At 68.5% G+C, this 20,232-nt stretch carries 25 protein-coding genes; 12 read left to right on the forward strand and 13 right to left on the reverse strand.

The window, feature by feature from the left end; translation table 11 throughout:
* Positions 1 to 123 precede the first annotated feature (123 nt).
* Genes BST44_RS06120 through BST44_RS06130 form a run of 3 tightly spaced genes read left to right on the forward strand, consistent with a single transcriptional unit; the run spans position 124 to position 2,026 of the window.
* A complete protein-coding gene (locus BST44_RS06120) occupies positions 124 to 726 on the forward strand; it encodes a TetR/AcrR family transcriptional regulator (RefSeq protein ID WP_083175725.1) in 603 nt (200 codons plus the stop codon).
* Between the two features lie 40 nt (positions 727 to 766).
* A complete protein-coding gene (locus tag BST44_RS06125) occupies positions 767 to 979 on the forward strand; it encodes a TOBE domain-containing protein (protein WP_083175727.1) in 213 nt (70 codons plus the stop codon).
* A 3-nt stretch (positions 980 to 982) separates the two neighbouring features.
* A complete protein-coding gene (locus BST44_RS06130) occupies positions 983 to 2,026 on the forward strand; it encodes a zinc-binding dehydrogenase (protein ID WP_083175729.1) in 1,044 nt (347 codons plus the stop codon).
* Positions 2,027 to 2,090: 64 nt separating this feature from the next.
* Here BST44_RS06130 and BST44_RS06135 read toward each other — a convergent pair whose 3' ends face one another.
* Positions 2,091 to 2,981, reverse strand: coding sequence for an alpha/beta fold hydrolase (locus BST44_RS06135; protein WP_083175731.1), 891 nt, complete (start codon positions 2,979 to 2,981; stop codon positions 2,091 to 2,093).
* Between the two features lie 29 nt (positions 2,982 to 3,010).
* Positions 3,011 to 4,246, reverse strand: coding sequence for a sulfotransferase family protein (locus BST44_RS06140; RefSeq protein WP_083175733.1), 1,236 nt, complete (start codon positions 4,244 to 4,246; stop codon positions 3,011 to 3,013).
* A 28-nt stretch (positions 4,247 to 4,274) separates the two neighbouring features.
* Between BST44_RS06140 and BST44_RS06145 the strand changes: the two genes are divergently transcribed.
* A complete protein-coding gene (locus BST44_RS06145) occupies positions 4,275 to 4,862 on the forward strand; it encodes a TetR/AcrR family transcriptional regulator (protein WP_083175735.1) in 588 nt (195 codons plus the stop codon).
* Positions 4,859 to 5,971, forward strand: coding sequence for a DUF1214 domain-containing protein (locus BST44_RS06150; RefSeq protein WP_083175736.1), 1,113 nt, complete (start codon positions 4,859 to 4,861; stop codon positions 5,969 to 5,971). Before BST44_RS06145 ends, BST44_RS06150 begins: the two co-directional genes overlap by 4 nt.
* A gap of 66 nt (positions 5,972 to 6,037) precedes the next feature.
* Here the strand turns inward: BST44_RS06150 and BST44_RS06155 are convergent, their stop codons facing one another.
* Genes BST44_RS06155 through BST44_RS06170 form a run of 4 tightly spaced genes read right to left on the reverse strand, consistent with a single transcriptional unit; the run spans position 6,038 to position 9,877 of the window.
* Positions 6,038 to 7,078: an LLM class flavin-dependent oxidoreductase gene (locus BST44_RS06155; RefSeq protein WP_083175738.1), complete on the reverse strand. Its 1,041-nt coding sequence runs from the start codon at positions 7,076 to 7,078 to the stop codon at positions 6,038 to 6,040.
* Positions 7,078 to 7,602, reverse strand: a complete 525-nt coding sequence (locus tag BST44_RS06160; protein ID WP_208619734.1) for an SRPBCC family protein — start codon at positions 7,600 to 7,602, stop codon at positions 7,078 to 7,080. Before BST44_RS06160 ends, BST44_RS06155 begins: the two co-directional genes overlap by 1 nt.
* A 51-nt stretch (positions 7,603 to 7,653) precedes the next feature.
* Positions 7,654 to 8,760: a fatty acid desaturase family protein gene (locus BST44_RS06165; RefSeq protein ID WP_083175740.1), complete on the reverse strand. Its 1,107-nt coding sequence runs from the start codon at positions 8,758 to 8,760 to the stop codon at positions 7,654 to 7,656.
* 28 nt (positions 8,761 to 8,788) lie between these two features.
* The gene (locus BST44_RS06170) at positions 8,789 to 9,877 is read right to left on the reverse strand and encodes a ferredoxin reductase (RefSeq protein ID WP_083175742.1); all 1,089 of its coding nucleotides are present in this window, start codon (positions 9,875 to 9,877) and stop codon (positions 8,789 to 8,791) included.
* 97 nt (positions 9,878 to 9,974) lie between these two features.
* Between BST44_RS06170 and BST44_RS06175 the strand changes: the two genes are divergently transcribed.
* Positions 9,975 to 10,622, forward strand: a complete 648-nt coding sequence (locus tag BST44_RS06175; RefSeq protein ID WP_208619735.1) for a TetR family transcriptional regulator — start codon at positions 9,975 to 9,977, stop codon at positions 10,620 to 10,622.
* Between the two features lie 49 nt (positions 10,623 to 10,671).
* Here BST44_RS06175 and BST44_RS06180 read toward each other — a convergent pair whose 3' ends face one another.
* Both BST44_RS06180 and BST44_RS06185 read right to left on the reverse strand, forming a co-directional pair.
* The gene (locus BST44_RS06180) at positions 10,672 to 11,067 is read right to left on the reverse strand and encodes a hypothetical protein (protein ID WP_083175746.1); all 396 of its coding nucleotides are present in this window, start codon (positions 11,065 to 11,067) and stop codon (positions 10,672 to 10,674) included.
* A 37-nt stretch (positions 11,068 to 11,104) separates the two neighbouring features.
* The gene (locus tag BST44_RS06185; protein ID WP_083175748.1) at positions 11,105 to 11,710 is read right to left on the reverse strand and encodes a GNAT family N-acetyltransferase; all 606 of its coding nucleotides are present in this window, start codon (positions 11,708 to 11,710) and stop codon (positions 11,105 to 11,107) included.
* Between the two features lie 66 nt (positions 11,711 to 11,776).
* On the opposite strand from BST44_RS06185, the gene BST44_RS06190 reads away from it, so the two are divergent.
* Complete coding sequence (locus tag BST44_RS06190; RefSeq protein ID WP_083175750.1) at positions 11,777 to 12,862, forward strand: F420-dependent hydroxymycolic acid dehydrogenase; 1,086 nt, start codon at positions 11,777 to 11,779, stop codon at positions 12,860 to 12,862.
* On the opposite strand, the gene BST44_RS06195 is transcribed toward BST44_RS06190, so the two are convergent.
* Complete coding sequence (locus tag BST44_RS06195) at positions 12,859 to 13,776, reverse strand: cation diffusion facilitator family transporter (protein WP_083175752.1); 918 nt, start codon at positions 13,774 to 13,776, stop codon at positions 12,859 to 12,861. The genes BST44_RS06190 and BST44_RS06195 overlap by 4 nt on opposite strands.
* A 152-nt stretch (positions 13,777 to 13,928) precedes the next feature.
* Between BST44_RS06195 and BST44_RS06200 the strand changes: the two genes are divergently transcribed.
* Positions 13,929 to 14,507, forward strand: coding sequence for a hemerythrin domain-containing protein (locus BST44_RS06200; protein ID WP_083175754.1), 579 nt, complete (start codon positions 13,929 to 13,931; stop codon positions 14,505 to 14,507).
* A 54-nt stretch (positions 14,508 to 14,561) separates the two neighbouring features.
* On the opposite strand, the gene BST44_RS06205 is transcribed toward BST44_RS06200, so the two are convergent.
* Positions 14,562 to 15,458, reverse strand: a complete 897-nt coding sequence (locus tag BST44_RS06205) for a manganese catalase family protein (RefSeq protein ID WP_083175756.1) — start codon at positions 15,456 to 15,458, stop codon at positions 14,562 to 14,564.
* A 164-nt stretch (positions 15,459 to 15,622) separates the two neighbouring features.
* On the opposite strand from BST44_RS06205, the gene BST44_RS06210 reads away from it, so the two are divergent.
* Together BST44_RS06210 and BST44_RS06215 are read left to right on the forward strand one after the other, a co-directional pair.
* Positions 15,623 to 16,321, forward strand: coding sequence for a GAF and ANTAR domain-containing protein (locus tag BST44_RS06210; protein WP_083175758.1), 699 nt, complete (start codon positions 15,623 to 15,625; stop codon positions 16,319 to 16,321).
* Between the two features lie 39 nt (positions 16,322 to 16,360).
* The gene (locus BST44_RS06215) at positions 16,361 to 17,698 is read left to right on the forward strand and encodes an acyl-CoA dehydrogenase family protein (protein ID WP_142274370.1); all 1,338 of its coding nucleotides are present in this window, start codon (positions 16,361 to 16,363) and stop codon (positions 17,696 to 17,698) included.
* 91 nt (positions 17,699 to 17,789) lie between these two features.
* Here BST44_RS06215 and BST44_RS06220 read toward each other — a convergent pair whose 3' ends face one another.
* Complete coding sequence (locus BST44_RS06220; RefSeq protein ID WP_083175760.1) at positions 17,790 to 18,245, reverse strand: MaoC family dehydratase; 456 nt, start codon at positions 18,243 to 18,245, stop codon at positions 17,790 to 17,792.
* 163 nt (positions 18,246 to 18,408) lie between these two features.
* Between BST44_RS06220 and BST44_RS06225 the strand changes: the two genes are divergently transcribed.
* Together BST44_RS06225 and BST44_RS30330 are read left to right on the forward strand one after the other, a co-directional pair.
* Positions 18,409 to 18,705 carry a hypothetical protein gene (locus BST44_RS06225; protein ID WP_083175762.1) on the forward strand — a complete coding sequence of 99 codons (297 nt, stop codon included), beginning with the start codon at positions 18,409 to 18,411 and terminating at the stop codon, positions 18,703 to 18,705.
* Between the two features lie 115 nt (positions 18,706 to 18,820).
* Positions 18,821 to 18,994, forward strand: a complete 174-nt coding sequence (locus BST44_RS30330) for a hypothetical protein (RefSeq protein ID WP_167380160.1) — start codon at positions 18,821 to 18,823, stop codon at positions 18,992 to 18,994.
* Positions 18,995 to 19,029: 35 nt separating this feature from the next.
* On the opposite strand, the gene BST44_RS06230 is transcribed toward BST44_RS30330, so the two are convergent.
* Together BST44_RS06230 and BST44_RS06235 are read right to left on the reverse strand one after the other, a co-directional pair.
* Positions 19,030 to 19,698, reverse strand: coding sequence for a GAP family protein (locus BST44_RS06230; RefSeq protein ID WP_158086638.1), 669 nt, complete (start codon positions 19,696 to 19,698; stop codon positions 19,030 to 19,032).
* A gap of 75 nt (positions 19,699 to 19,773) precedes the next feature.
* The gene (locus tag BST44_RS06235; RefSeq protein ID WP_083175766.1) at positions 19,774 to 20,172 is read right to left on the reverse strand and encodes a DUF302 domain-containing protein; all 399 of its coding nucleotides are present in this window, start codon (positions 20,170 to 20,172) and stop codon (positions 19,774 to 19,776) included.
* Between the last annotated feature and the right edge of the window lie 60 nt (positions 20,173 to 20,232).

A 20,232-nucleotide genomic window follows, 5' to 3' on the forward strand; every position in this document is an offset into this window, starting at 1 on the left:
GTATCTGACCCCGGACGCCGGGGTGGTACTGCGGTGTACCAGAACGTTGGGAGCTACGGTACTCTGTGGTACCGCGGCGTGACAAGGGTGCCGTACCTATCGAAAGGGGCCGCCGTGAGCCCGATGGCGACACCAACGGCTGACGAAGCGGTCCTCGGCGACCCGTTCCGGGTCAGGTTGCTCGACGGCCTCGCCGCCTCGATCACCGAGCGCGGCTACCGCGCCAGCACCGTCGCCGACGTCGTCCGTCACGCCCGCACGTCCAAACGCACCTTCTACGACCATTTCGCGAGCAAGGAAGAGTGCTTCCTGGAGCTGCTCGGATCCGACAACGAGAAGCTGGGCGAGTACATCGCGGCGGCGGTCGATCCCGAGGCCGATTGGCACCGGCAGATCCGTCAGGCCGTCGAGGCGTACGTCGGCTACATCGAGGCCCGGCCGGCCATCACGCTGAGCTGGATCCGCGAACTCCCCTCTCTCGGTGCCGCGGCCCGCCCGGTACAGCGCCGCGGGCTGCAGCTGCTGTCCGGCCTGCTGGTCGACCTGAGCGCCAGCCCCGGCTTTCGACGGGCCGAGCTGCCCCCGCTGACCGCCCCCCTGGCCGTCATCCTGCTGGGGGGTTTGCGCGAACTCACCGCCCTCGCCGTCGAGGACGGGCGGCCGGTGCGGGAGATCGTCGAACCCGCCGTCGACGCCTCCATAGCCCTGCTCGGCCCGCGACACTAGAGTCAACCGCAGACCCCTCAACCCGACGGAGGACCTCCCGATGCGGCTATCGACCCGAAACCAGCTCAAAGGGACCATCACCGAGGTCGACCTCGGCAGCGTCATGGCAATCGTGAAGGTCAAGCTCGACGGCGGTGACCAGGTCGTCACCTCCTCCGTCACCAAGGACGCGGCCACCGAACTCGGGCTCACGGTCGGCCAGCCCGCGACCGTGTTCATCAAGTCCACGGAAGTCACCATCGGCGTCGACTAGCGCATGGCCAACACGATGCGCGCCGAGCGCTTCTACGCGGACACCAAAAGGGTTGCGCTCGAGGATGTTCCGATACCGGAGCCCGGTCCCGGCGAGGTCCTGGTCAAGGTCGCCTTCTGCGGGATCTGCCACTCGGACCTGAGCCTCATCAACGGCACCTTCCCGGCGCAGCAGCCCGTCGTGACCCAGGGCCATGAGGCGTCGGGCACCATCGCGAAGTTGGGCCCGGAGGTGACCGGCTGGGACGAGGGCGACCGCGTCGTGGTCGCCGCCGGCCGGCCCTGCCAACGCTGCGCGAACTGTCGGCGCGGCGACGTGGTGAACTGTCTGCGGATCCAGTTGATGGCGTTCGCCTACGACGGCGCGTGGGCGGAATACACCGTGGCGCAGGCGGCGGGTCTGACCCGGGTCCCCGACAACGTTCCGCTGGAGCAAGCCGCGATCCTGGCCGACGCGGTGTCCACGCCGTTCGGAGCCGTCGTGCGGACCGGGAAAGTCGCGGTGGGCGAGTCGGTCGGGGTGTGGGGCGTCGGCGGTGTCGGCACCCACATCGTCCAACTGGCGCGGTTGGTCGGCGCGGTGCCGATTATCGCCGTCGACATCAACCCCGCGGTGTTGGAGCGGGCCTTGGCCCTCGGCGCGGACTACGCGTTCGACTCCCGCGACGACGACCTTCACGACAAGATCGCCGGGGTCACCGGCGGCCGGCTGCTCGATGTGGCCTTCGACGCCGTTGGCCTGAAGGCGACTTTCGAGCAGGGGCTCGACTGCCTCACCCCCGGCGGCCGGCTGGTGGGCGTCGGGATGAGCGCCGAGGCGCCGACCGTCGGACCCACCTCGCTGTTCGGTTTGACCCGCAAGCAAGTGCTCGGGCACCTGGGCTACCAGAACGTCGACATCGAGACCCTGGCGAGGCTGGTTTCTGCCGGACGCCTTGACATTTCACGGTCGATCAGCGAGATCATCACCTTGGAGGACCTGCCGCACGGGATCGAGATGCTCGAGCGCCAAGACGGCAACCCCATCCGCATCCTCGTCCGGCCCTGAGGGCGCCGGCCCCGCCGCGACACATAACCGGTTGCGACGACACGCCGAAACGCCGCGCAAAGGTTTATGTTTCGTCGCGCAGGAAGGCCCGGACCCGGTCCAGCACCAGCTCCGGGCGCTGGTCGACGATCCAGTGGCCGACGCCGTCGACCAGCTCCACCTTGAAATCGCTGATGTGGTCGGCATATCCGTCGGTCAGGTCGGGCGTGATCACCGGGTCTTGGGTGCCGGTCAGCCAGCGCACCGGCACCTCGACGCGGGCGTCGTCGTACTCGCCGCGCATCCAGCGCATCATCTCGCCGGTTTGAAAGCTGCGATACCACCGCGAACCCGCCTCCGCGTGCCCGGGCTGCCGCATGCACTCGATGTAGAGGCGGGTGTCCTCCTCCGGCAGCGCGTACCCGCCGCCGACCCAGGAGCCCATCCACCGGCCGATCCGGGAGTCGAGATCGCTGATCATCCGCGGGCCGATGACCGGCAACGAGATCGGGATCTGATACCAGAACCGCCAGATATTGCGCACCGCCCGCAGATCGCGCTTCACCCACGGCGCCACAGTGTTCACGCCGAAGAACCCGGTCACCTTTTCCGGGTGGCGCAGCATCATGATGAACGCGACCGGCCCGCCCCAGTCGTGGGCGACCAGCTTGACCGTTTGAACATCGAGGCGATCCAGGACGGCGGCCAGGTCCTCGGCCATCTCGGCCTTGGTGTAGCTCGAGCGCGGCGCCGAACTCCACCCGGCGCCCCGCAGGTCCGGGCACAGCACCCGGTAGCCGTCGGCGGCCAGCGGGCCGATCTGGTGGTGCCACTCCCACCAGTTCTGCGGGAATCCGTGCACCAGCATCACCGCCGGCCCGTCGGCCGGACCCGCGTCCGCGACATGGATCGTCACACCGCTTCCCACGTCCACATACCTGTGTTCGACACCGTCCAGCTCCGGCATAGTGACCATGCCTTGAGAACGTAGCGGCCCGCCCCGGGTTAGGCCAGAAACCGCTCGGCATACGGCGCGAAGCGGCGACGCAAGTCGCTCTCCTTCAGCCCGAACATCTCGCAGGACGTCGCGACGGCGCCCAGCCGGCCGCGCCGGTGCGCCGCCAGGTAGCCCTCCACCGCCGTTCGGGCCTGCGCGGTGAACGGCTCACCGGCCAGGGCGTATACCCGCTCGGCCACACCGATTTCGTCGGTCATGAAGTCGTCGAACCGGACGTCGATCGAGCGGTCCGGGCCGATCGCGTCGCGGTCGCGGACCAGTGCGGACAGCATGTCGTCGAGGCGGTCGATCCACGACGCCGCGATCCGCTCCACCGGCACCGGCGAACGGTGCATGCGCGCCGAGTAAGTGATCATCGCGATCATGGACAGCGCCACCGGCACCGGATCGCGGTGCGTGAAAACCACGATGCTGCCGGGGAATACGCGCGCCAGCACCGGCACCTGCTCGAGGTGCTGGGGCGACTTGAGCAGCCAGCGCCGGCCGCCCCGCAAAAACTGCATGGCCTTGAGCTGGCGGGCGAGGTGCTGGTAGTGCGGCGTCTGGTCGTGGGCCTGGTAGTAGTCGCGCCAGCGCGGCACGTCGGCCAGGGTCTCGAACAGCATGGTCGAGAGGTCGTTGGCGAGCAGCTGGATCTCTTCGTGCACGTGGTCGGTGGTCATCTCGTGCATCAGCGGGAAATGGGGCATCACGGTGTTGATCACCGCGACCGCGACGTCCATCCGGGCCCGCCGCGGGTCGGGCTCGACGCCGGCCTCGGTCGGCAGGGGGAACGGCTCGACGCTTTCCCAATAGGGCATGGTGCGGAAGGTGGGCGGCGCGGCCAGCAGGTTGTGCAGGTGCGTGGTGCCGGTGCGGGGCAATCCGGCGATCACCACCGGAGGTTGCAGCGCGATGTCGTCGATCTCGGGGTGCCGGCTCAGCAGGTCGGTCAGCAACAGCCGATTCTTGAGCAGTTGCAGCAGCTGCCCGAAGAAGTTCACCACCCCGGCCGCGTGCAGCCCGTCGATCTCGCGCAGCGCGGCGAGGTAGACGTCGAGCCGCTCGCGATAGTCCGGCGCGCCGAAGTCGTCCAGGCCGGTGTCGGCGGCGGCCCGGGCGCGCAGCGCGTCGGCATCCAAGGGGCAGTCCGGGGCCAGCGTGGCCATCATGTCGAGGAGTTGCTGCGCCTCGGCGCTGAAGCGCGGCTGGGCGAGGTCGTCGAGGCGAACGGCGTCGGTCACGGCGACTTATGTTACTTTCGGTTTCGTAATGGTTGTGGATTTTGGCCGACCCCGTGACCCGCGCATCGACGGTGCGGTGCTGAGCGCGACGGTCGAACTGCTCGCCGAGACGGGCTATGTCGGGCTGTTGGTCTCCGCGATCGCCGAACGCGCCGGGACCAGCAAGCCCGCGATCTACCGGCGCTGGCCCAGCAAGGCGCACCTCGTGCACGAGGCGGTGTTCCCGATCGGCGCCGCGACCGAGCTGCCCGACACCGGGTCGCTGCCCCACGACCTACGCGAAATGGTCCGCCGCTCAATGGTTTTCCTGACCACACCGGCCGCCAGGGCGGCCCTGCCGGGACTGGTCGGCGAGATGGCCGCGGACCCGACCCTGCATTCGGCGCTGCTGGAGCGCTTCGCCGGCGTCATCGGCGGCGGCCTTACCGAGTTGCTGGACCGGGCCGCGGCGCGCGGCGAGGTCCGGCCCGACGTGACGGCCACCGAACTCACCGATGCCATCGCCGGCATCACGTTGATGGGATTGCTCACCCGCTTCACCGCACCCGACTCCGGACTCGGGGACGCCTGGGTCGATCGCACCACCACGTTGCTCCTGAAGGGAATCAGCGCATGACGCACGAAACGACGGCCGCGTGGCAGGACCTGCTCGGTACCCTCGCAGCCCTCGACCGCTCCTTCACCGAAGGCGACCGCGCGGTGACCGACGACCGGCACGTCGCCGACGGCTACCGCATGCTCGCCAGCACGCTCGGCGTGGCCTTCGACACCTACCTGTTCACCGAGCCGGGGCGGCCCCAATTCGTCGCGGTGAACACACCGTTTCGGCGGGACCGTCGCTGGGGCGGCGACAACACCGACGCCTACTACTTCGTCTGCCCGGTCGATCCGCGGCGGCGCTACCGGATCAGCGGCAATCGCGGTGACAGCATGTACTTTTCGGTGACCGCCTACAACGAGCCGTCACCGGGAGCGTGGTCCGACCGGGTAGTCGCGATCGTCCGCGACACCGACCTCGACGTCGACACCAAGGGAGACTTCACCTTCGAACTCGGCCCCACCCCCGAGGCCGCGGTGCTGATGACCCGCGACTACCAGGCCGACCCGCTGACCGGCCGCCCCGTCACCTGGCGGATCGAGGCGCTCGACGAGCCGGAACCGATCCGGCACGGCGACGCCGAAACCGCGGCGCGGCTGCGGGCGATCACGACCTGGATGCGCACCATGTTCGCGATCGTGCCGCTCGCCGTCGGGACGCGCGCCGACGACGAGCACGCCCTCGGCCATCGAACCGCCCATGCCGCAAACGAATTCGCCGATCCCTATCAGGTGCCCGACGCCAACTTCGGTTGGTCGGCCCGCGACGCCTGCTACTCCTATGGCAGCTTTGTGCTCGACGACGACGAAGCCCTGGTCATCACGCACCGGCCACCGTCGTGCCGGTTCTGGAACCTGGTGGTGTGGAACCAGTTCATGGCCACCTTCGGCGCCTCGGAGGGCCCCGACGTCCGCTGCTCGATCAACGGCCACAGCGCCGCGCCGAACAGCGACGGCTCGGTGACGATCGTCCTGTCCCCGGAACCGACCGGCCACCCGAATTCGCTGACCACGGTGGGCTATCCGCGCGGCAACCTCGCCTTCCGGTGGTTTTTGGCCGACGGGGTGCCGGAGCGGCCACGGGTGAAGCTGATGAAGGCGACCGAGGCGCCGACCGCTACCACCTAGCCCGTCGAAGCTGGGGCCTACGCACGCGAAAGGCCTTGAATTCGTCCATAGTCCCCACACTCGGCATCAAGCCGCCGCAACCAGCTCGATGGCCCGGCCGAGCGTGTGCAGCTTCGCCGCCGGCGTGTCGCCGGCGGGATACAGCCGCACGGTGTTCACGCCGGCCTTCCGCCACACGGCGAGCCGGGCGCGGACCATCTCCTCGGTGCCGATCAGCGTGGTGGCCAACACCATCTCGTCGGTGACCAACGCGGCCGCTCCGTCGCGGTCACCCCGTTGCCAGCGCTCGCGCACCTCGGCGGCGATGTCGGCCCAGCCCTGCCGGCTATAGGCCTGGTTGTAGTAGTTCGTGTTCGACGACCCCATCCCGCCGAGGCTGAACGCGAGCTCCTTCTTGCGGCCCGCGACCATGCCGCGCAGTTCCTCCTCGTCGGAGGCGAAGGCGACCTCGGCGCCCTGGCAGATGTCGACGTCGGCGCGCGTGCGGCCGGCCGCGGTCAGGCCCTCGTCGAGGTGGGCGAAGTACGCGGCGCCGGCGCCCTCCGGGACGAAGCTGGTGCCCAGCCAGCCGTCGGCGACCTGCCCCGTCAGCCGCAGCATCGCCGGTGACAGCGCGGCCAGGTAGATCGGGATCGGATGCTCGGGCCGCGTCGACAATCGCATCGGCACCGCTTCACCGCCGGGAAGGGGGATCTGAAACTGCCTGCCGGAGTGCGAGATTTTGGCCCCGGTGAACGCCTGGCGCACGATGGCGACGGTTTCGGAGATGCGCGCCAGAGGCCGGCTGAACGCGACACCGTGCAGGCCCTCGATCACCTGCGGGCCTGAGGCGCCCAGCCCGAGCAGGAACCGCCCGCCCGACAGGTTGGACAGCGTGATGGCGGTCTGGGCGACCATGACGGGCGAGCGAACGCCGACCTGCAAGACGCCCGAGCCCAGCAGGATCCGCTCGGTCCGCGCCGCGAGGTAGCCCAGCGCGGACGGGGCGTCGGAACCCCAGGCCTCGGCCACCCAGCACACGTCGAGGCCCAGCTTTTCCGCCTCGACGACGAAGGCCGTGGTTTCCCGGCCGGCGGTCGACACCTCGACCGTGGTGGCGCTCCGCATCAGCGCACCCCGTGTTCGGCCAGCCTCTTGATCGTCGCCAGTGTCTTGCCGATCGCGGCCTCGATCTCGCGGAGCCGCACGAACACGATCTTCTGTTCCTTGTCCGGCATCGCCTCGATCGCCACGGACAACCCCGACCGTCCAGGCCCCATCTGCATCCAATAGCTCAGGTCGGTGCCGCCGTCTCGCGGCGTCAGCCGGAATCGCCATGCCGCCGCGGGCCTTTCCGGCTTGCCGACCGCCCAGGCGAACTCGCGTGGCTCGTCGCACGCGACGATCTGCGAGGTGCTGCTCCACTGCCCGAAGGCCTCGTTATGGTTGTGCCCGACGAAGCGGGCGCCGACGCGCGGCGCGTCGGCGCCCTCGGCCCACTCCACGGCCTGCAGCTCGTTGCTCAGCGTGGGCATCAGCTTGATGTCGGAGACCAGGCTCCATACCCGGGCGGGATCCGCATCGATCCACGTCGATGCCTCCACCGTCGGTTTGTCCGCGTAGCGCGCGCCGGTCCACTCCACGCAGCCCATTGTCCCCCGCGCGCAATGCCCGGTTTGCGCGTGGGGGACGTGGGCGAACAGTCAGGCGGCCGCGGGGACCGGCTCGGCCGGCCGGTCGGCGGAGACCTTCTGCAGCACCGAGTCCGGGAAGGTCAGCCGGACGATCTTGCGGACGACGGTGCCGAACTGCCGCAGCAGCGGGCCGCGGTTGTAGGGGATGCCATAACGTTCGCAGATCGCCTGCACCTCCGGTGCGATCTCGGCGTAGCGGCGCGCCGGCATGTCCGGGAACAGGTGGTGTTCGATCTGGTGGGACAGGTTGCCCGACAGCAGGTGAAACAGCTTGCCGCCGGTGAGATTCGCCGAACCGAGCACCTGGCGGAAGTACCACATGCCGCGGGACTCGTCCTTGGTCTCCTCGACGGTGAACTCCTGGGTGCCGTCCGGGAAGTGTCCGCAGAAGATGATCATGTACGACCACACGTTGCGCATCAGGTTGGCCGAGAGGTTGCCCGCGAAGACGAACGGGGCGAACGGCCCGGCCAGCAGCGGGAAGGCGACGTAGTCCTTGAGGGTCTGCCGGCGGGTCTTCTTCCAGATCTCGCGCAGCACCTCACGCTTGTCGGCGAGCCGGATCTCGCCCGCGCGGATGCGTTCGGTTTCCAGCTCGTGCAGCGCGACGCCGTACTGGAACAGCACCATCAGCAGGAAGGCGTAGAGCGGGTTGCCCAGGTAGTAGGGGTGCCACTTCTGGTCCTCGCTCATCCGCAGGATGCCGTAGCCGATGTCGCGGTCCATCCCCACGATGTTGGTGTGCGTGTGGTGCATGTAGTTGTGCGAATGACGCCATTGATCGGCCGGGCACGCGGTGTCCCACTCGAAGGACCGGCCGGAGATCGCCGGGTCGCGCATCCAGTCGTACTGGCCGTGCATGATGTTGTGGCCGATCTCCATGTTGTCCAGGATCTTGGACAGGCCCAGCATCGCGGTGCCCAGCGGCCACGCGGGCGGCAGGAAGAGCAGCGCACGGCCGCCCACCTCGAGCGCGCGCTGCGCCTTGATGACGCGGCGGATGTAGTCGGCGTCCTCCGCACCCAGGCCGGCCAACACGCGTTCCCGGATGGCGTCCAGCTCACGGCCGAACTCCTCGGCCTGTTCGGGGGTCAGGGTGATCTTGTTCTGTGTCATGGCTTTTCCTCCAAGGCTTTCGTTGGCGTTAGAGCGAGAGATCGACATCGCCGACCGGGACGGACACGCAGATCTGCACGTCCTCGTCGGGCCCGGTCGACACCGCGCCGGTGATCAGGTTGCGCACCGTTCCGGCGGTCTTGCGCCGGGTGCAGGTGTGGCAGATTCCCATCCGGCAGCCGTTTTCCGGTGACAGGCCGGCCGATTCGGCCTGTTCCAGCAGGGGGCGGCCGTCATCGACGACGTCGATCCCGCTGTCGGAGAAGGTGACCCGTCCGCCCGACGGGTTGGCCGGCGCCTCGAACGACGGGGGCACGAAGCTCTCCGTGTAGACGTTGTCGCAGTGACTCCGGACTGCGTCGACCAGAGCCGTTGGCCCGCAGACGAACACCGCGTCGGGCGACGGCATCGCGGCGGCCAGGTGCGCGGCGTCGAATCGGCCGACCAGGTCGCCGCCGCCGGATCGGGTGTAGCCGTGCAGCACGCGGACGCCGGGCAGGCCGGCGAGCTCGGCGCGGTAGCAGGCCTCGTCGGCGGTGCGGGCGTAGTGGATGAACGCGATCTCACCCGGGTGCCCCTCGGCGACCAGCGTGCGCAGCATCGCCATCACCGGGGTGATGCCGCTGCCGCCGGAGACAAACAGGATCCGCCGCGGCCGCTGCTCCGGCAACACGAAGTCGCCGCCGACGCCCGCCAAACCGACGACCATGCCGCGGCGGGCGTGCTCGTACAGGTGGTTGGAGACCAGGCCGCCGTCGTGGCGGCCGATGGTCAGCTCGAGGCGGCCGGCGCCCTCGGCATTGGCCGGTGAATAGCAGCGGGTGAACCGCCGGCCGTCGATCTCGACGGTGAGGTTGACGTACTGGCCGGCCTTGACGGAGGCCGTGAAACTTTCGTTGGGGGCGAGGGTGAGGGTGACGCTGCGGGCGGTGGTGCGGCGCACGTCGACCACCTTGGCGCGGGCTTCGCCCAGCGTCCAGGTCGGCGCCACCAGCTCGGTGTACCGGTCGACGCCATGGGGACCGGTGAGCAGATCGAGGAGGTCTGAACCCAACACTCGCTTCCGAAAAGTCCGAGCGAGGGCCCGACGAGAAGTCTGAACGGTTTGAGTGAACATATGTACACCGTGCCGCCATACCACCCGGTCAGTCAAGGGTTTACTGCAGGTCTGTGGTAGGGTTCACATAGTGAACAGCCGTACTCCTAGCTCACGGGTGCGCGGTTCTGGTCGCGAGCGCTCACGCGAAAGCCGGTCGCGCGAGGAGCGCAAGGAGGCGACCCGTCGCGCCATCATCGCCGCGGCGCTCAAGCTCTTGCAGGACCGCAGCTTTTCCAGTCTGAGCCTGCGGGAGGTCACCCGCGAAGTCGGGATCGTGCCCGCCGCCTTCTACCGCCACTTCGAGTCGATGGAGGCCCTGGGGCTGGTCCTGATCGACGAGTCGTTCCGCAGCCTGCGCGACACGCTGCGCGACGCCCGCGCCGGCAAGCTCGATCCCAACCGGGTGATCGAATCGTCCGTCGAAATCCTGGTCGCCAGTGTCGCCCAGCGACGGGAACATTGGCGATTCATCGCTCGCGAACGCAACAGCGGGCTCAGCGTGCTGCGCTACGCCATCCGCACCGAGATCCGGTTGATCACGTCCGAGCTGGCCACCGACCTGGCCCGCTTTCCGCGCCTGCACGAGTGGACGACCGAGGACCTCAACGTACTGGCGACGCTGTTCGTCAACGCGATGATCGTCATCGCCGAAGCGATCGAGGACGCGCAAAGCACCGAGGCGCTGGAAGACATCCGGCGGATCGCCGTCAAGCAGCTACGGATGATCGCGATCGGGATCGCGGGCTGGAAGAGCACGCCTTAACGGCGGTTCGCGCGCCCCGGTCGGAGTGAACAGTCGAACACTGGCCGCGTCACTCCGTCGTCTGAGTGAAGTCCGGCGCCGCGTTCTCGTCGACGACCTCGTACAGCGACTGCCCGTCCTCGGGGGCCCCGTCGATCTGGCCGCGGTGCGCCCGCCCGGGCGGACCGTCGGCACCCACCTCCGCGACGTCGTCGGCGGAGACGTCCGGCTCCTCCTCGGCGAGCCGGGCATCGAGCGATTCGCCCTCGCGCTCCTCCCGCGCCGTCATGCCGAACTTGTTCGCCTCGCTCCAGCCCTCGGGGGGATCGACGACGATGTCGCCGTCGTCGTTGTGCACTTCGTCGGAATCGGTGCCTTCGCTGGCGTTCAGGGTGTCCCCGGGTCCGCCTTCCTCGGGGAAGTCCGCGGGGTCCACCGACTCGTCGCCTTGCGGGTTTTCGCTCATGCGAGGACGGTTGCCCGCCGGGTCGGGGGGCTAAACGCTACCGCGGCGCGCGCCACATCGCCCACATCGACGGGCCGCCCTCGGGCAACACGATCTCGCGGGTGACGACGAATCCGAAACGCTCGTAATACGGCACATTTTCGGGCTTGCTGGACTCGAGGTAGGCCGGGCAGTACTCCGCGTCGCAGCGGTCCAGCCGCGACCGCATCAGCGCCTGCCCGAAGCCCTGCCCGCGGACCGAGGGGTCGCTGCCGATCGCCGCGAGATACCAGTGCGGCTCCTCGGGATGCGTGCGCTTCATCAGCTCCTGCACGGCGCGCGCCTTGGTCGCGCGCAGGCCGAACACCCGCAGAAACGTCGGGGTCATCGCCAGTTCGCCCAGCCGTGTCTCGCGCCACCGGTTCGGCGGGTCCCACAGGGCCGCCGCGCCGATGTCCGGGCCGCCGCGGGCCACCTCGACGCCGCCGCACCCCAGATGATGGTGGCGCGTCATCGTCGCGAACACCCGGTACAGGTTCGCCGTCCTCGTCCCCTCGTCGGGCAGCAACCAGGTCATCACCGGGTCGTCGGAGAACGCGCGGGCCAGGGTGCGGCACAGCTCGCGGACGTCGGCCTTCCGTGCGGGGCTTGCCTGGGGAGTCATCCCAGCAGGCTAACGGGTCAACCGCAGCCCGGGTGTCATCGCCGGCTCCGGGGGTACGTTACGACGGTGACCGGCGTTTCGCGGCGCGCGTTCGGGCGGATGGCCGCCGGTGCGGGCATGTTCGGCGCCGCCGGCTGTGGGCGGCCTGGCAGCGACCGCGCCACGCCCGCCGCCCCGCCGCCGCCCGCCGCCAAGGCGGTGGGTGTCGTGCTCTCCCACGAGCAGTTCCGCACCGACCAGCTGGTGGCGCAGGCGCGGGCCGCCGAACAGGCCGGCTTCGGGCATGTCTGGGCCAGCGACCACATCCAGCCCTGGCAGGACAACGAGGGCCATTCGATGTTTCCATGGCTGACGCTGGCTTTGGTGGGCAACGCCACCGACCACATCTCGTTCGGCACCGGGGTCACCTGCCCCACGTACCGGTACCACCCGGCCGTGGTGGCCCAGGCCTTCGCCTCGCTGGCGATCCTCAGCCCCGGACGGGTGTTCCTCGGCGTGGGCACCGGGGAACGGCTCAACGAGCAGGCGGCGACCGACAGGTTCGGCACGTACGCCGAACGCCACGATCGCCTGATCGAGGCCATCACCCTCATCCGGGGGCTGTGGTCCGGAGCGCGAACGTCGTTCGCCGGCCGCTACTTTCAGACCGACGCGTTGAAGCTGTACGACACGCCGCCGACGCCCCCGCCGATCTTCGTGGCGGCCAGCGGACCCAAGAGCGCGACACTGGCCGGTCAATACGGCGACGGCTGGATCGGTCAGGCCCGCGACATCACCAACCCCACCCTGGTGGCCGCATTCGAGAGCGGCGCCCGGGCCGCCGGCCGCGACCCCGCCGGCCTGGGCAAGCGCGCCGAGCTGTTCGCCGTGGTCGGCGACGCCGCCGAGGCCGCCACCGCCGCCGGGCTGTGGCGCTTCACCGCCGGCGCCGTCGACCAGCCGAATCCGGTCGAGATCCAGCGCGCCGCCGAGGTCAACCCCATCGACAAGGTGCTGGCGAACTGGACCGTGGGCACCGACCCGGCCCCGCACATCACGGCGGTGCAGGAGGTCGTCGACGCCGGCGCTGTGCCGTTCCTGCACTTCCCCCAAAGCAATCCGGTGACGGCCATCGCGTTCTACCGCGCCAACGTGTTGCCCAAGGTGCGCTAGTTCGGCTTGCGCTCGACCTCGGGCTGGATGTAGACGACGCGCACCGCGGGCACCGTCTGCCGAACGCGCGCCTCGGCGTTCTTGATCACGTCGGCGGCCGTGGCGAACTCCTGTTCGGGCCCGAAGACGACCTTGGCGGCGACCACCATCTGGTCCGGGGCGAGGTATTCGGTGCGCAACTCCACCACGGAGTCGACATGCTCGGCCGCCTGCAGGGCGGACCGAATCATCATGCATTGGTGCATCGTTGCGCCCTCGCCGATCAGCAGGCTGTGCGTCTCGACGATCAGGACGACGGCGATCACCGCGAGCAGCGCGCCGATGCCCAGCGTGCTGACCGCATCCCACAACGGGTTTCTGGTGGCGGCCGTCAACGTCACACCGGCGAACGCCACGCTCAGACCGAGCAACGCGGCGCTGTCTTCCAGCAGCACCACCGGCGGTTCGGGGATGCGTGAATTGCGGATGAAACGCCACCAATTGTCGGAGCCCTTGAGCCGCTTGGACTCCCTGAGCACCGTCCGCAGGCTGATGCCCTCCAAGACGGCGGCGACGACGAGGATCACAATGGCGACGCCGGGGTCGGTCAATTGCTCGGGGTGGGAGAGTTTGCGGTATCCCTCGTACATCGCGGCGACCGCACCGAGCACGAACACCAACAGGGCCACGACGAACGAATAGAAATACCGGCTGCGGCCATACCCGAACTGGTGCAGGGCATCTGGACGCCTGAGCGCCTCGTGCTTGCCGACCATCAACAGCACTTCGTTGATGGTGTCGGCGAGGGAGTGCACCGATTCCGCGAGCATGGCCGAGCTTCCGGTGACCAGGAAGCCGACGAACTTCGCCGCCGCGATCCCGGCGTTGGCGGCGAAGGCCACGACGACGGACTTCGTTGTACCGTCGGCCGCCATCGCCTAGAGCTACCCCCGACACGGCCGGCCGAAACGACCCCAGTCTTGCCACGACCGCGCCCCGGCTTCCGGCGCCGGCGCGGAGTTTGCGCCCCGCGGGCCCGGGTACCCGCAGGCCACTTCGAGTGACAAGCCCAACTGGAAGGCAAGGCATGGACGCAATCACTTTTCTTCGCCACGACCATAAGAGCGTTCTCGGGTTGTTCGAGACGCTCGACGGGGCGCCGTCGGGGGCGGGCGCCGAAGCCAGCGGCCTGGAAACGGTGGTGAACAATCTCATCATCGCCGAGTCGCAGCACGAGGCCATCGAGGAGCAGTTCTTCTGGCCGGCGGTGCGCAGGGCGCTCGGCGACGGGCTCGTCGACAAGGCGATCGAGCAGGAGCAGGCGGGAAAGCAGCTGTTGCAGCGGCTCGAGGACGGCAAGCCCGGCGAGCCCGACTACCACGAGGCGTTGCAGGAGTTCGTCCGGGCGGGGCGCGAACACATCGCCTACGAGCAGGACGTGGTCTGGCCGCAGGTGGAGCTGGCGATCGGCCGGGAAGAGCTGGAGAAGATCGGCGAAAAGCTGGAACAGGCAAAGAAAATCGCTCCCACCCGGCCCCACCCGGACACCCCGCCCAACCCGACGGTGCTCAAGACGATGGGGATGGGCGCGGCGGTCGTCGACCACGTGCGCGACGCGGTGACCGGCCGCGGGGCGGACAACCCGCCCGATCCGCAGATCAAGTAGGCAACGCGAAGGCCGGGTGCTGGATATCTCAGCACCCGGCCTTCTCGTCTCCAATCAGCTTGTGGGCAGCCGTTGTTCGTGCGTGAAGGGCTTCTCGGCCTTGATGGCCGGGGATCCCTGCGGGTTCTGTTCGGCGCCCTTGTTCTGCCGGGTGTCACCGCCCAACCACTGCTCCTGCGGCTTCTCCACGTACTCCCATTCCATGCCCTCCGGCCACGGTCCCTGACCCTGGTTCCACGGGCCGCGGATCGATTCGCCGCCACCGTCGGACATGTTGAACGCGACGTTCTGGAAGCGCGGGTCGGCGGCCAGCTGCCCCGGCGGGAAGTTCACCGGAAGCTCGTTGAGCGCCGCGGTGAATTGCTGATAGTGGGCCACTTCACGGGTCATCAAGAAGTTCAGGGTGTCTTGCACACCCGGATCGTCGGTGAACTGCTTGAGGTATTCGTAGACGATCTTCGCCCGGGACTCGGCGGCCAGGTTGCTGCGCAGATCCACCGTCGGGTCGCCGTTGGCGTTGACGTAGGAGCCCATCCACGGCACGCCCTGGGAGTTGCTCACGTCCGGGCTGCCCCCGTTCAGCGCCAGATACAGCGGGTTGACCGCGACTTGATGAATGATCTGGTCGCGACCGTCGCCGCTGGCCACCGCGGGCATCCAGTCGCACGTCTCGTTGGCCATCTTCAGGTTGTCGTTGAGGCCGTCCAGCAACATGGTGATCATCGAGCCGACCATCTCGAGGTGGCTGAGTTCCTCGGTGGCGATGTCCATGAACAGGTCGTACATCTTGGGGTTCTTGTCGCGCAGGACGAACGCCTGGGTGAAGTACTGCATGGCGGCCTTGAGTTCGCCGTTGGCGCCGCCGAATTGCTCCTGCAGCAGGGTCGCAAACCGTGCATCGGGCTCGCTGACCCGGACCTCGAATTGAAGAGCTTTGTTATGGATGAACACTGGGCCTCCCCGGGGGGTTGAGATCGAGCTGGTCGACGGCGGGTACCCGGGGGCGATGTGAACAAACGTTGCCGGCCGCCACCCGCCGGCCTCCGCCGCCACGCCCACCGACGATCGGGACCGGACGGTTGCACGTCGTGCGCGATCGTGGAGAATCCGCCTCTATGGACTTATCGGACCCGAGTTCCCGGCACGGGCTGGCGCAGCGCATGGCCGAGCTCGCCCGCGACATCGCCGCCCCACGCTCGCTCGATCAGGTGCTCGCCGACGTGACCACCGCCGCGGTGCAGCTGATACCGGCGGCGGACATCGCGGGGGTGCTGCTGATCAAGGGGGCCGGGGAGTTCGAATCGTTGGCGGACACCGACAGCCTGGTTGCGCAGCTGGACAAGCTGCAGCACGACTTCAGCGAGGGTCCCTGCCACGATGCCGCCCTCAAGCAGACGATCGTGCGCACCGACGACCTGCGCGACGAACCCCGCTGGCCCCAATACGGGCCGGCCGCGGTGGAACGCGGTGTGTTGAGCAGCCTCTCGTTCAAGCTGTACACCGCGGAACGCACGGCGGGGGCGCTGAACCTGTTCAGCTTCCAGCCAGGCGCATGGGACACCGAGGCGGAGACCGTCGGCACGGTGTTCGCCGCGCATGCCGCCGCGGCCATCATGGCGAGCCGCCACGGCCAGCAGATGCAATCGGCGCTGTCGACGCGCGACCGGATCGGCCAGGCCAAGGGCATCATCATGGAGCGTTACGGCGTGGACGAGCTGCGCGCGTTCGACCTGCTCCGCCGCCTGTCCCAGGAGAGTCAGGTCAAGCTCATCGACATCGCGCAGCGCGTCATCGATACCCGCGGCGACAACTGATCCTTCGTCGCCGCCCTCTACGATGGGGTGGCTTCATCGATGAGTCCGGCGCGCCGCGGCGCCGGGGAACGGGTGGCCACCGTGTGGGATTTCGAAACAGACCCCGAATACCAGGCAGAGCTCGACTGGGTCGAAAAGTTCATGGCCGACGAGCTAGAACCGCTCGATCTGGTCGCTCTCGACCCCTATGACAAGAAGAACGCCGAGATGATGGCGATCCTGCGACCGTTGCAGCAGCAGGTCAAGGACCAGGGGCTGTGGGCCGCGCATCTGCGGCCGGAGCTCGGCGGCCAGGGCTTCGGTCAGGTCAAACTCGCTCTGCTCAACGAGATCCTCGGCCGCTCCCGCTGGGCGCCCTCGGTGTTCGGCTGCCAGGCGCCGGATTCGGGCAACGCCGAGATCCTGGCGATGTTCGGCACCGACGAGCAGAAGGCCCGCTACCTGCAACCGCTGCTCGACGGCGAGATCACCTCGTGCTACTCGATGACCGAACCGCAGGGCGGTTCGGACCCCGGCCAATTCGTCACCGCCGCGACCCGTGACGGCGACGATTGGGTGATCAACGGGGAGAAGTGGTTCTCCACCAACGCCAAGCACGCCTCGTTCTTCATCGTCATGGCCGTCACCAACCCCGAGTCGCGCACGTACGACAAGATGTCGCTGTTCATCGTTCCGGCCGAGACGCCCGGCATCGAGATCGTCCGCAACGTGGGCGTGGGAGCCGAATCGTCGAAGCGCGCCAGCCACGGCTACGTCCGGTACAACCACGTCCGCGTCCCGGCCGATCACGTGCTGGGCGGCGAGGGCCAGGCGTTCATGATCGCCCAGACCCGGCTCGGCGGTGGCCGCATCCACCACGCCATGCGCACAATCGCGTTGGCGCGCAGCGCGTTCGACATGATGTGCGAGCGCGCGGTGTCGCGCAAGACGCGGCACGGGCGGTTATCCGATTTCCAGATGACCCAGGAGAAGATCGCCGACAGCTGGATCCAGATCGAGCAGTTCCGGCTGCTGGTGTTGCGCACCGCGTGGCTGATCGACAAGCACCACGACTACCAGAAGGTGCGCCGCGACATCGCGGCGGTGAAGGTCGCGATGCCCCAGGTGCTGCACGACGTCGTGCAGCGGGCCATGCACCTGCACGGCGCGCTCGGTGTCTCCGACGAGATGCCGTTCGTCAAGATGCTGGTGGCCGCCGAGTCGCTGGGTATCGCCGACGGCGCCACCGAGCTGCACAAGATGACGGTGGCGCGCCGCACCCTGCGTGAATACCAGGCGGTGACAACGCCTTTCCCGTCCGCGCACATACCGACCCGGCGCGCGGAGGCGCAGGCGCGGCTGGCCGACCGACTCGAGCATTCCATCGCCGAGTTTTAACCGCGGAGCAGACGCAGAATCGCACCCACCCAGCCGCCGTGATGCGATTTTGTGTCTGCTCGCGCTTTCAGGCGCGCTTTCAGGCGCGCTTTCAGGAGATGTAGCGGACGATGCTCTCAGCGACACACGCCGGCTTGGGCGAGCCGTCGATTTCGACCGTGGTCGACATGGTGGCCTGGACGGCGCCGTTGCCGACATCGTCGACGCTGACCAGCGAGGTCTGTGCGCGCACCCGCGAGCCGACCGGCACCGGGGCGGGAAAACGAACCTTGTTGAGGCCGTAGTTGATTGCGAGCTTGATGCCGTTGACCGTGTAGATCTGGTGCTGCAGGCGCGGCAGCAGCGCGAGGGTCATGAAGCCGTGGGCGATCGTCCCGCCGAACGGGCCCGCGGCCGCCCGTTCCGGGTCGACATGGATCCACTGGTGGTCGCCGGTCGCGTCGGCGAACAGGTTGACGTCTTGCTGGGTGATGGTCACCCAGTCGCTGTGCCCGATCGTCTCGCCGGTGGCGGCCGCGAGATCGGCCACTGATTCGAAGGTGCGCATCGAAGGTCCTCCTTGACTCCGGGTGGTAACAATAGCGCCGACGTCATGGGGGCCTCCCCGGCCCGCCCCGCTCGCGAGAGCGCGCCCGGACGGATCCGCATTTCGTTTGGCCGCCGCCACCCGGGGAAGCCCTGCTGGACGCGAACCGCACGGAGGGAACCACATGCCTGATCGCAAGCGCCCCACGACCGAACCGGACGCGCACACCGCGCCGACGCGTCGGCGCCCGTCGGAACAAGTCCGCGAAGCGCGGACCGTGCGCCTGGACGTCCCGCTCGTCGGACGGGTACGCGTTCCGCACGTCGACCATCTCGCCTTCTACGGCGTACTGGCCGCGCTGGCGGCGCTTCAGATTCTGGAATGGCCCATGGTCCTGGTGCTGGGGGCCGGCCAGGCGCTGGCCGAAAGCCAGCACGACCGCGTGGTCCGCGGGTTCGGGGATGCGTTGACCGAGGTTTGATCGAGCGTGCGCCGGCTGCGGCGCAGCCACCGCGGCGCCAACATCCGCGGTCCGGTTTGGCGGCGCAGGCCCGGGGAACCCGTCAGCAGTCAAGAGCCGCACCGGAAGGAAGCACATGGCAGACCCGAAAGGCCACAAGACAGAGTCCGACGTCGAACCGGAGGCTCACGAGTCCCGGTCGCGCGCCGCGGCCGGAGAGGCCGACGGCTCGTACGTCGGGGCGGCCGGCTCCGACGATTCCTTCGACGCCGGGGAGACGGGAGCCGAGGCGCGAAGCCGGCAAGGCTGACGGCGCTCCAACCCTCTCCGTCACCAGGCGGCCAGTTACGAAAAGCCATACAGGACCACGGCGAACCCGACCAGCACCACGGTGATGGCCGCGAGTGCCCGGTGCCGGTCTTGGATCCAGCACCTGATCCGTTCGAGGTGCGGATCGATCCGTGGCCCGACGACGAGGTAGGCCACCACGGGTGCCGCGACCGTCGAAGTCGCCAGGACGGCGTAGTAAGCCACGGCGACGACGGCGTCGACCGCCGTCAATCGTGAAGTGGCGATCTGGGTTCCGACGGCCGCGCTGGCGGCCAACACCTTGGGATTGGCGAGCATCGGAAGCATCCCGATCGCGGCCGCCACGGTGGGCGTGATCGTCCCGACGCCGCCGTCCCACCCCGTGCGGGCCGTCGCGTGGGCGCGCCGCCACCACAGCCACGCACCGAATGCCACCAGTCCGGCACCCACACCCACGACCACCCAATCGCCCCATGGGGGCGCGGGTCCCACCAGATCATCGAACAATCGCGGGGCGTGCATGAACGCCGTCGTGAGCACAGTCAGCGACACCAACCGGCCCAGCAAGTACGCAAGGCTGGACGAGTAGGGCCGATCGTTGTGGATGAGCAGCACCAACGACACCACGATCGGTACGGGTGAAATCGCCACCACCAGTGCCGGTGCGGTCAATTTCGCCAACACCAATCCCGAGAAGACCGACACACCAATACCTTTCACACGCGCAAGGCGCCGCATCGGGCGGCGGCCCGGCCCCGAGGACCGGTGGTCAGTGCGTGGTCAGCCGAGCGCGCCGATCGCGGCCTGCAGCTTGGCGGTGGCCTGGTCCGCGACGTCCTGCAAGGCCCCCTGCTCGCCGGTCACCTTGACCATGAGTTGCGGATCCATCGCCTCGACGAGGACGGCATCGGCTTCGGCGGGGTCGGTTCGCACCACGACGTTGCACGGCAGCAACTGGCCGATCTGGCGGTGAATGCCCAGCGCGCGATGGGCGAGGGTCGGGTTGCAGGCACCAAGGATGACGTAGTCCTCCATGTCCTCCCCGAGCTTCTGCTTGAGGGTGGCTTTGACGTCGATCGTTGTCAGCACACCGAATCCCTGCTCGGCCAGCGCCTTGGTGGTCCGCTCCACCGCGTCGTCGAACGACGTGTGCAAGGTCGCGTTCAATCCTGATGTCATTTCTTCTCCTCTGTCTCGATCTACCCGAAATCTCGGCCGGCACGAACGCAACTCGCTTCG

The organism is Mycobacterium scrofulaceum (assembly GCF_002086735.1).
Classification (GTDB): domain Bacteria; phylum Actinomycetota; class Actinomycetes; order Mycobacteriales; family Mycobacteriaceae; genus Mycobacterium; species Mycobacterium scrofulaceum.

What these genes read in the sequence shown, in the direction of transcription:
- BST44_RS06120 (WP_083175725.1), top strand. Translation starts at nt 124, where the DNA reads ATGGCGACACCAACGGCTGACGAAGCGGTCCTCGGCGACCCGTTCCGG.
- BST44_RS06125 (WP_083175727.1), top strand. Translation starts at nt 767, where the DNA reads ATGCGGCTATCGACCCGAAACCAGCTCAAAGGGACCATCACCGAGGTC.
- BST44_RS06130 (WP_083175729.1), top strand. Translation starts at nt 983, where the DNA reads ATGGCCAACACGATGCGCGCCGAGCGCTTCTACGCGGACACCAAAAGG.
- BST44_RS06135 (WP_083175731.1), bottom strand. Translation starts at nt 2,981, where the DNA reads ATGGTCACTATGCCGGAGCTGGACGGTGTCGAACACAGGTATGTGGAC.
- BST44_RS06145 (WP_083175735.1), top strand. Translation starts at nt 4,275, where the DNA reads ATGGTTGTGGATTTTGGCCGACCCCGTGACCCGCGCATCGACGGTGCG.
- BST44_RS06150 (WP_083175736.1), top strand. Translation starts at nt 4,859, where the DNA reads ATGACGCACGAAACGACGGCCGCGTGGCAGGACCTGCTCGGTACCCTC.
- BST44_RS06155 (WP_083175738.1), bottom strand. Translation starts at nt 7,078, where the DNA reads ATGCGGAGCGCCACCACGGTCGAGGTGTCGACCGCCGGCCGGGAAACC.
- BST44_RS06160 (WP_208619734.1), bottom strand. Translation starts at nt 7,602, where the DNA reads ATGGGCTGCGTGGAGTGGACCGGCGCGCGCTACGCGGACAAACCGACG.
- BST44_RS06165 (WP_083175740.1), bottom strand. Translation starts at nt 8,760, where the DNA reads ATGACACAGAACAAGATCACCCTGACCCCCGAACAGGCCGAGGAGTTC.
- BST44_RS06170 (WP_083175742.1), bottom strand. Translation starts at nt 9,877, where the DNA reads ATGTTCACTCAAACCGTTCAGACTTCTCGTCGGGCCCTCGCTCGGACT.
- BST44_RS06180 (WP_083175746.1), bottom strand. Translation starts at nt 11,067, where the DNA reads ATGAGCGAAAACCCGCAAGGCGACGAGTCGGTGGACCCCGCGGACTTC.
- BST44_RS06185 (WP_083175748.1), bottom strand. Translation starts at nt 11,710, where the DNA reads ATGACTCCCCAGGCAAGCCCCGCACGGAAGGCCGACGTCCGCGAGCTG.
- BST44_RS06195 (WP_083175752.1), bottom strand. Translation starts at nt 13,776, where the DNA reads ATGGCGGCCGACGGTACAACGAAGTCCGTCGTCGTGGCCTTCGCCGCC.
- BST44_RS06200 (WP_083175754.1), top strand. Translation starts at nt 13,929, where the DNA reads ATGGACGCAATCACTTTTCTTCGCCACGACCATAAGAGCGTTCTCGGG.
- BST44_RS06210 (WP_083175758.1), top strand. Translation starts at nt 15,623, where the DNA reads ATGGACTTATCGGACCCGAGTTCCCGGCACGGGCTGGCGCAGCGCATG.
- BST44_RS06215 (WP_142274370.1), top strand. Translation starts at nt 16,361, where the DNA reads ATGAGTCCGGCGCGCCGCGGCGCCGGGGAACGGGTGGCCACCGTGTGG.
- BST44_RS06220 (WP_083175760.1), bottom strand. Translation starts at nt 18,245, where the DNA reads ATGCGCACCTTCGAATCAGTGGCCGATCTCGCGGCCGCCACCGGCGAG.
- BST44_RS06225 (WP_083175762.1), top strand. Translation starts at nt 18,409, where the DNA reads ATGCCTGATCGCAAGCGCCCCACGACCGAACCGGACGCGCACACCGCG.
- BST44_RS30330 (WP_167380160.1), top strand. Translation starts at nt 18,821, where the DNA reads ATGGCAGACCCGAAAGGCCACAAGACAGAGTCCGACGTCGAACCGGAG.
- BST44_RS06235 (WP_083175766.1), bottom strand. Translation starts at nt 20,172, where the DNA reads ATGACATCAGGATTGAACGCGACCTTGCACACGTCGTTCGACGACGCG.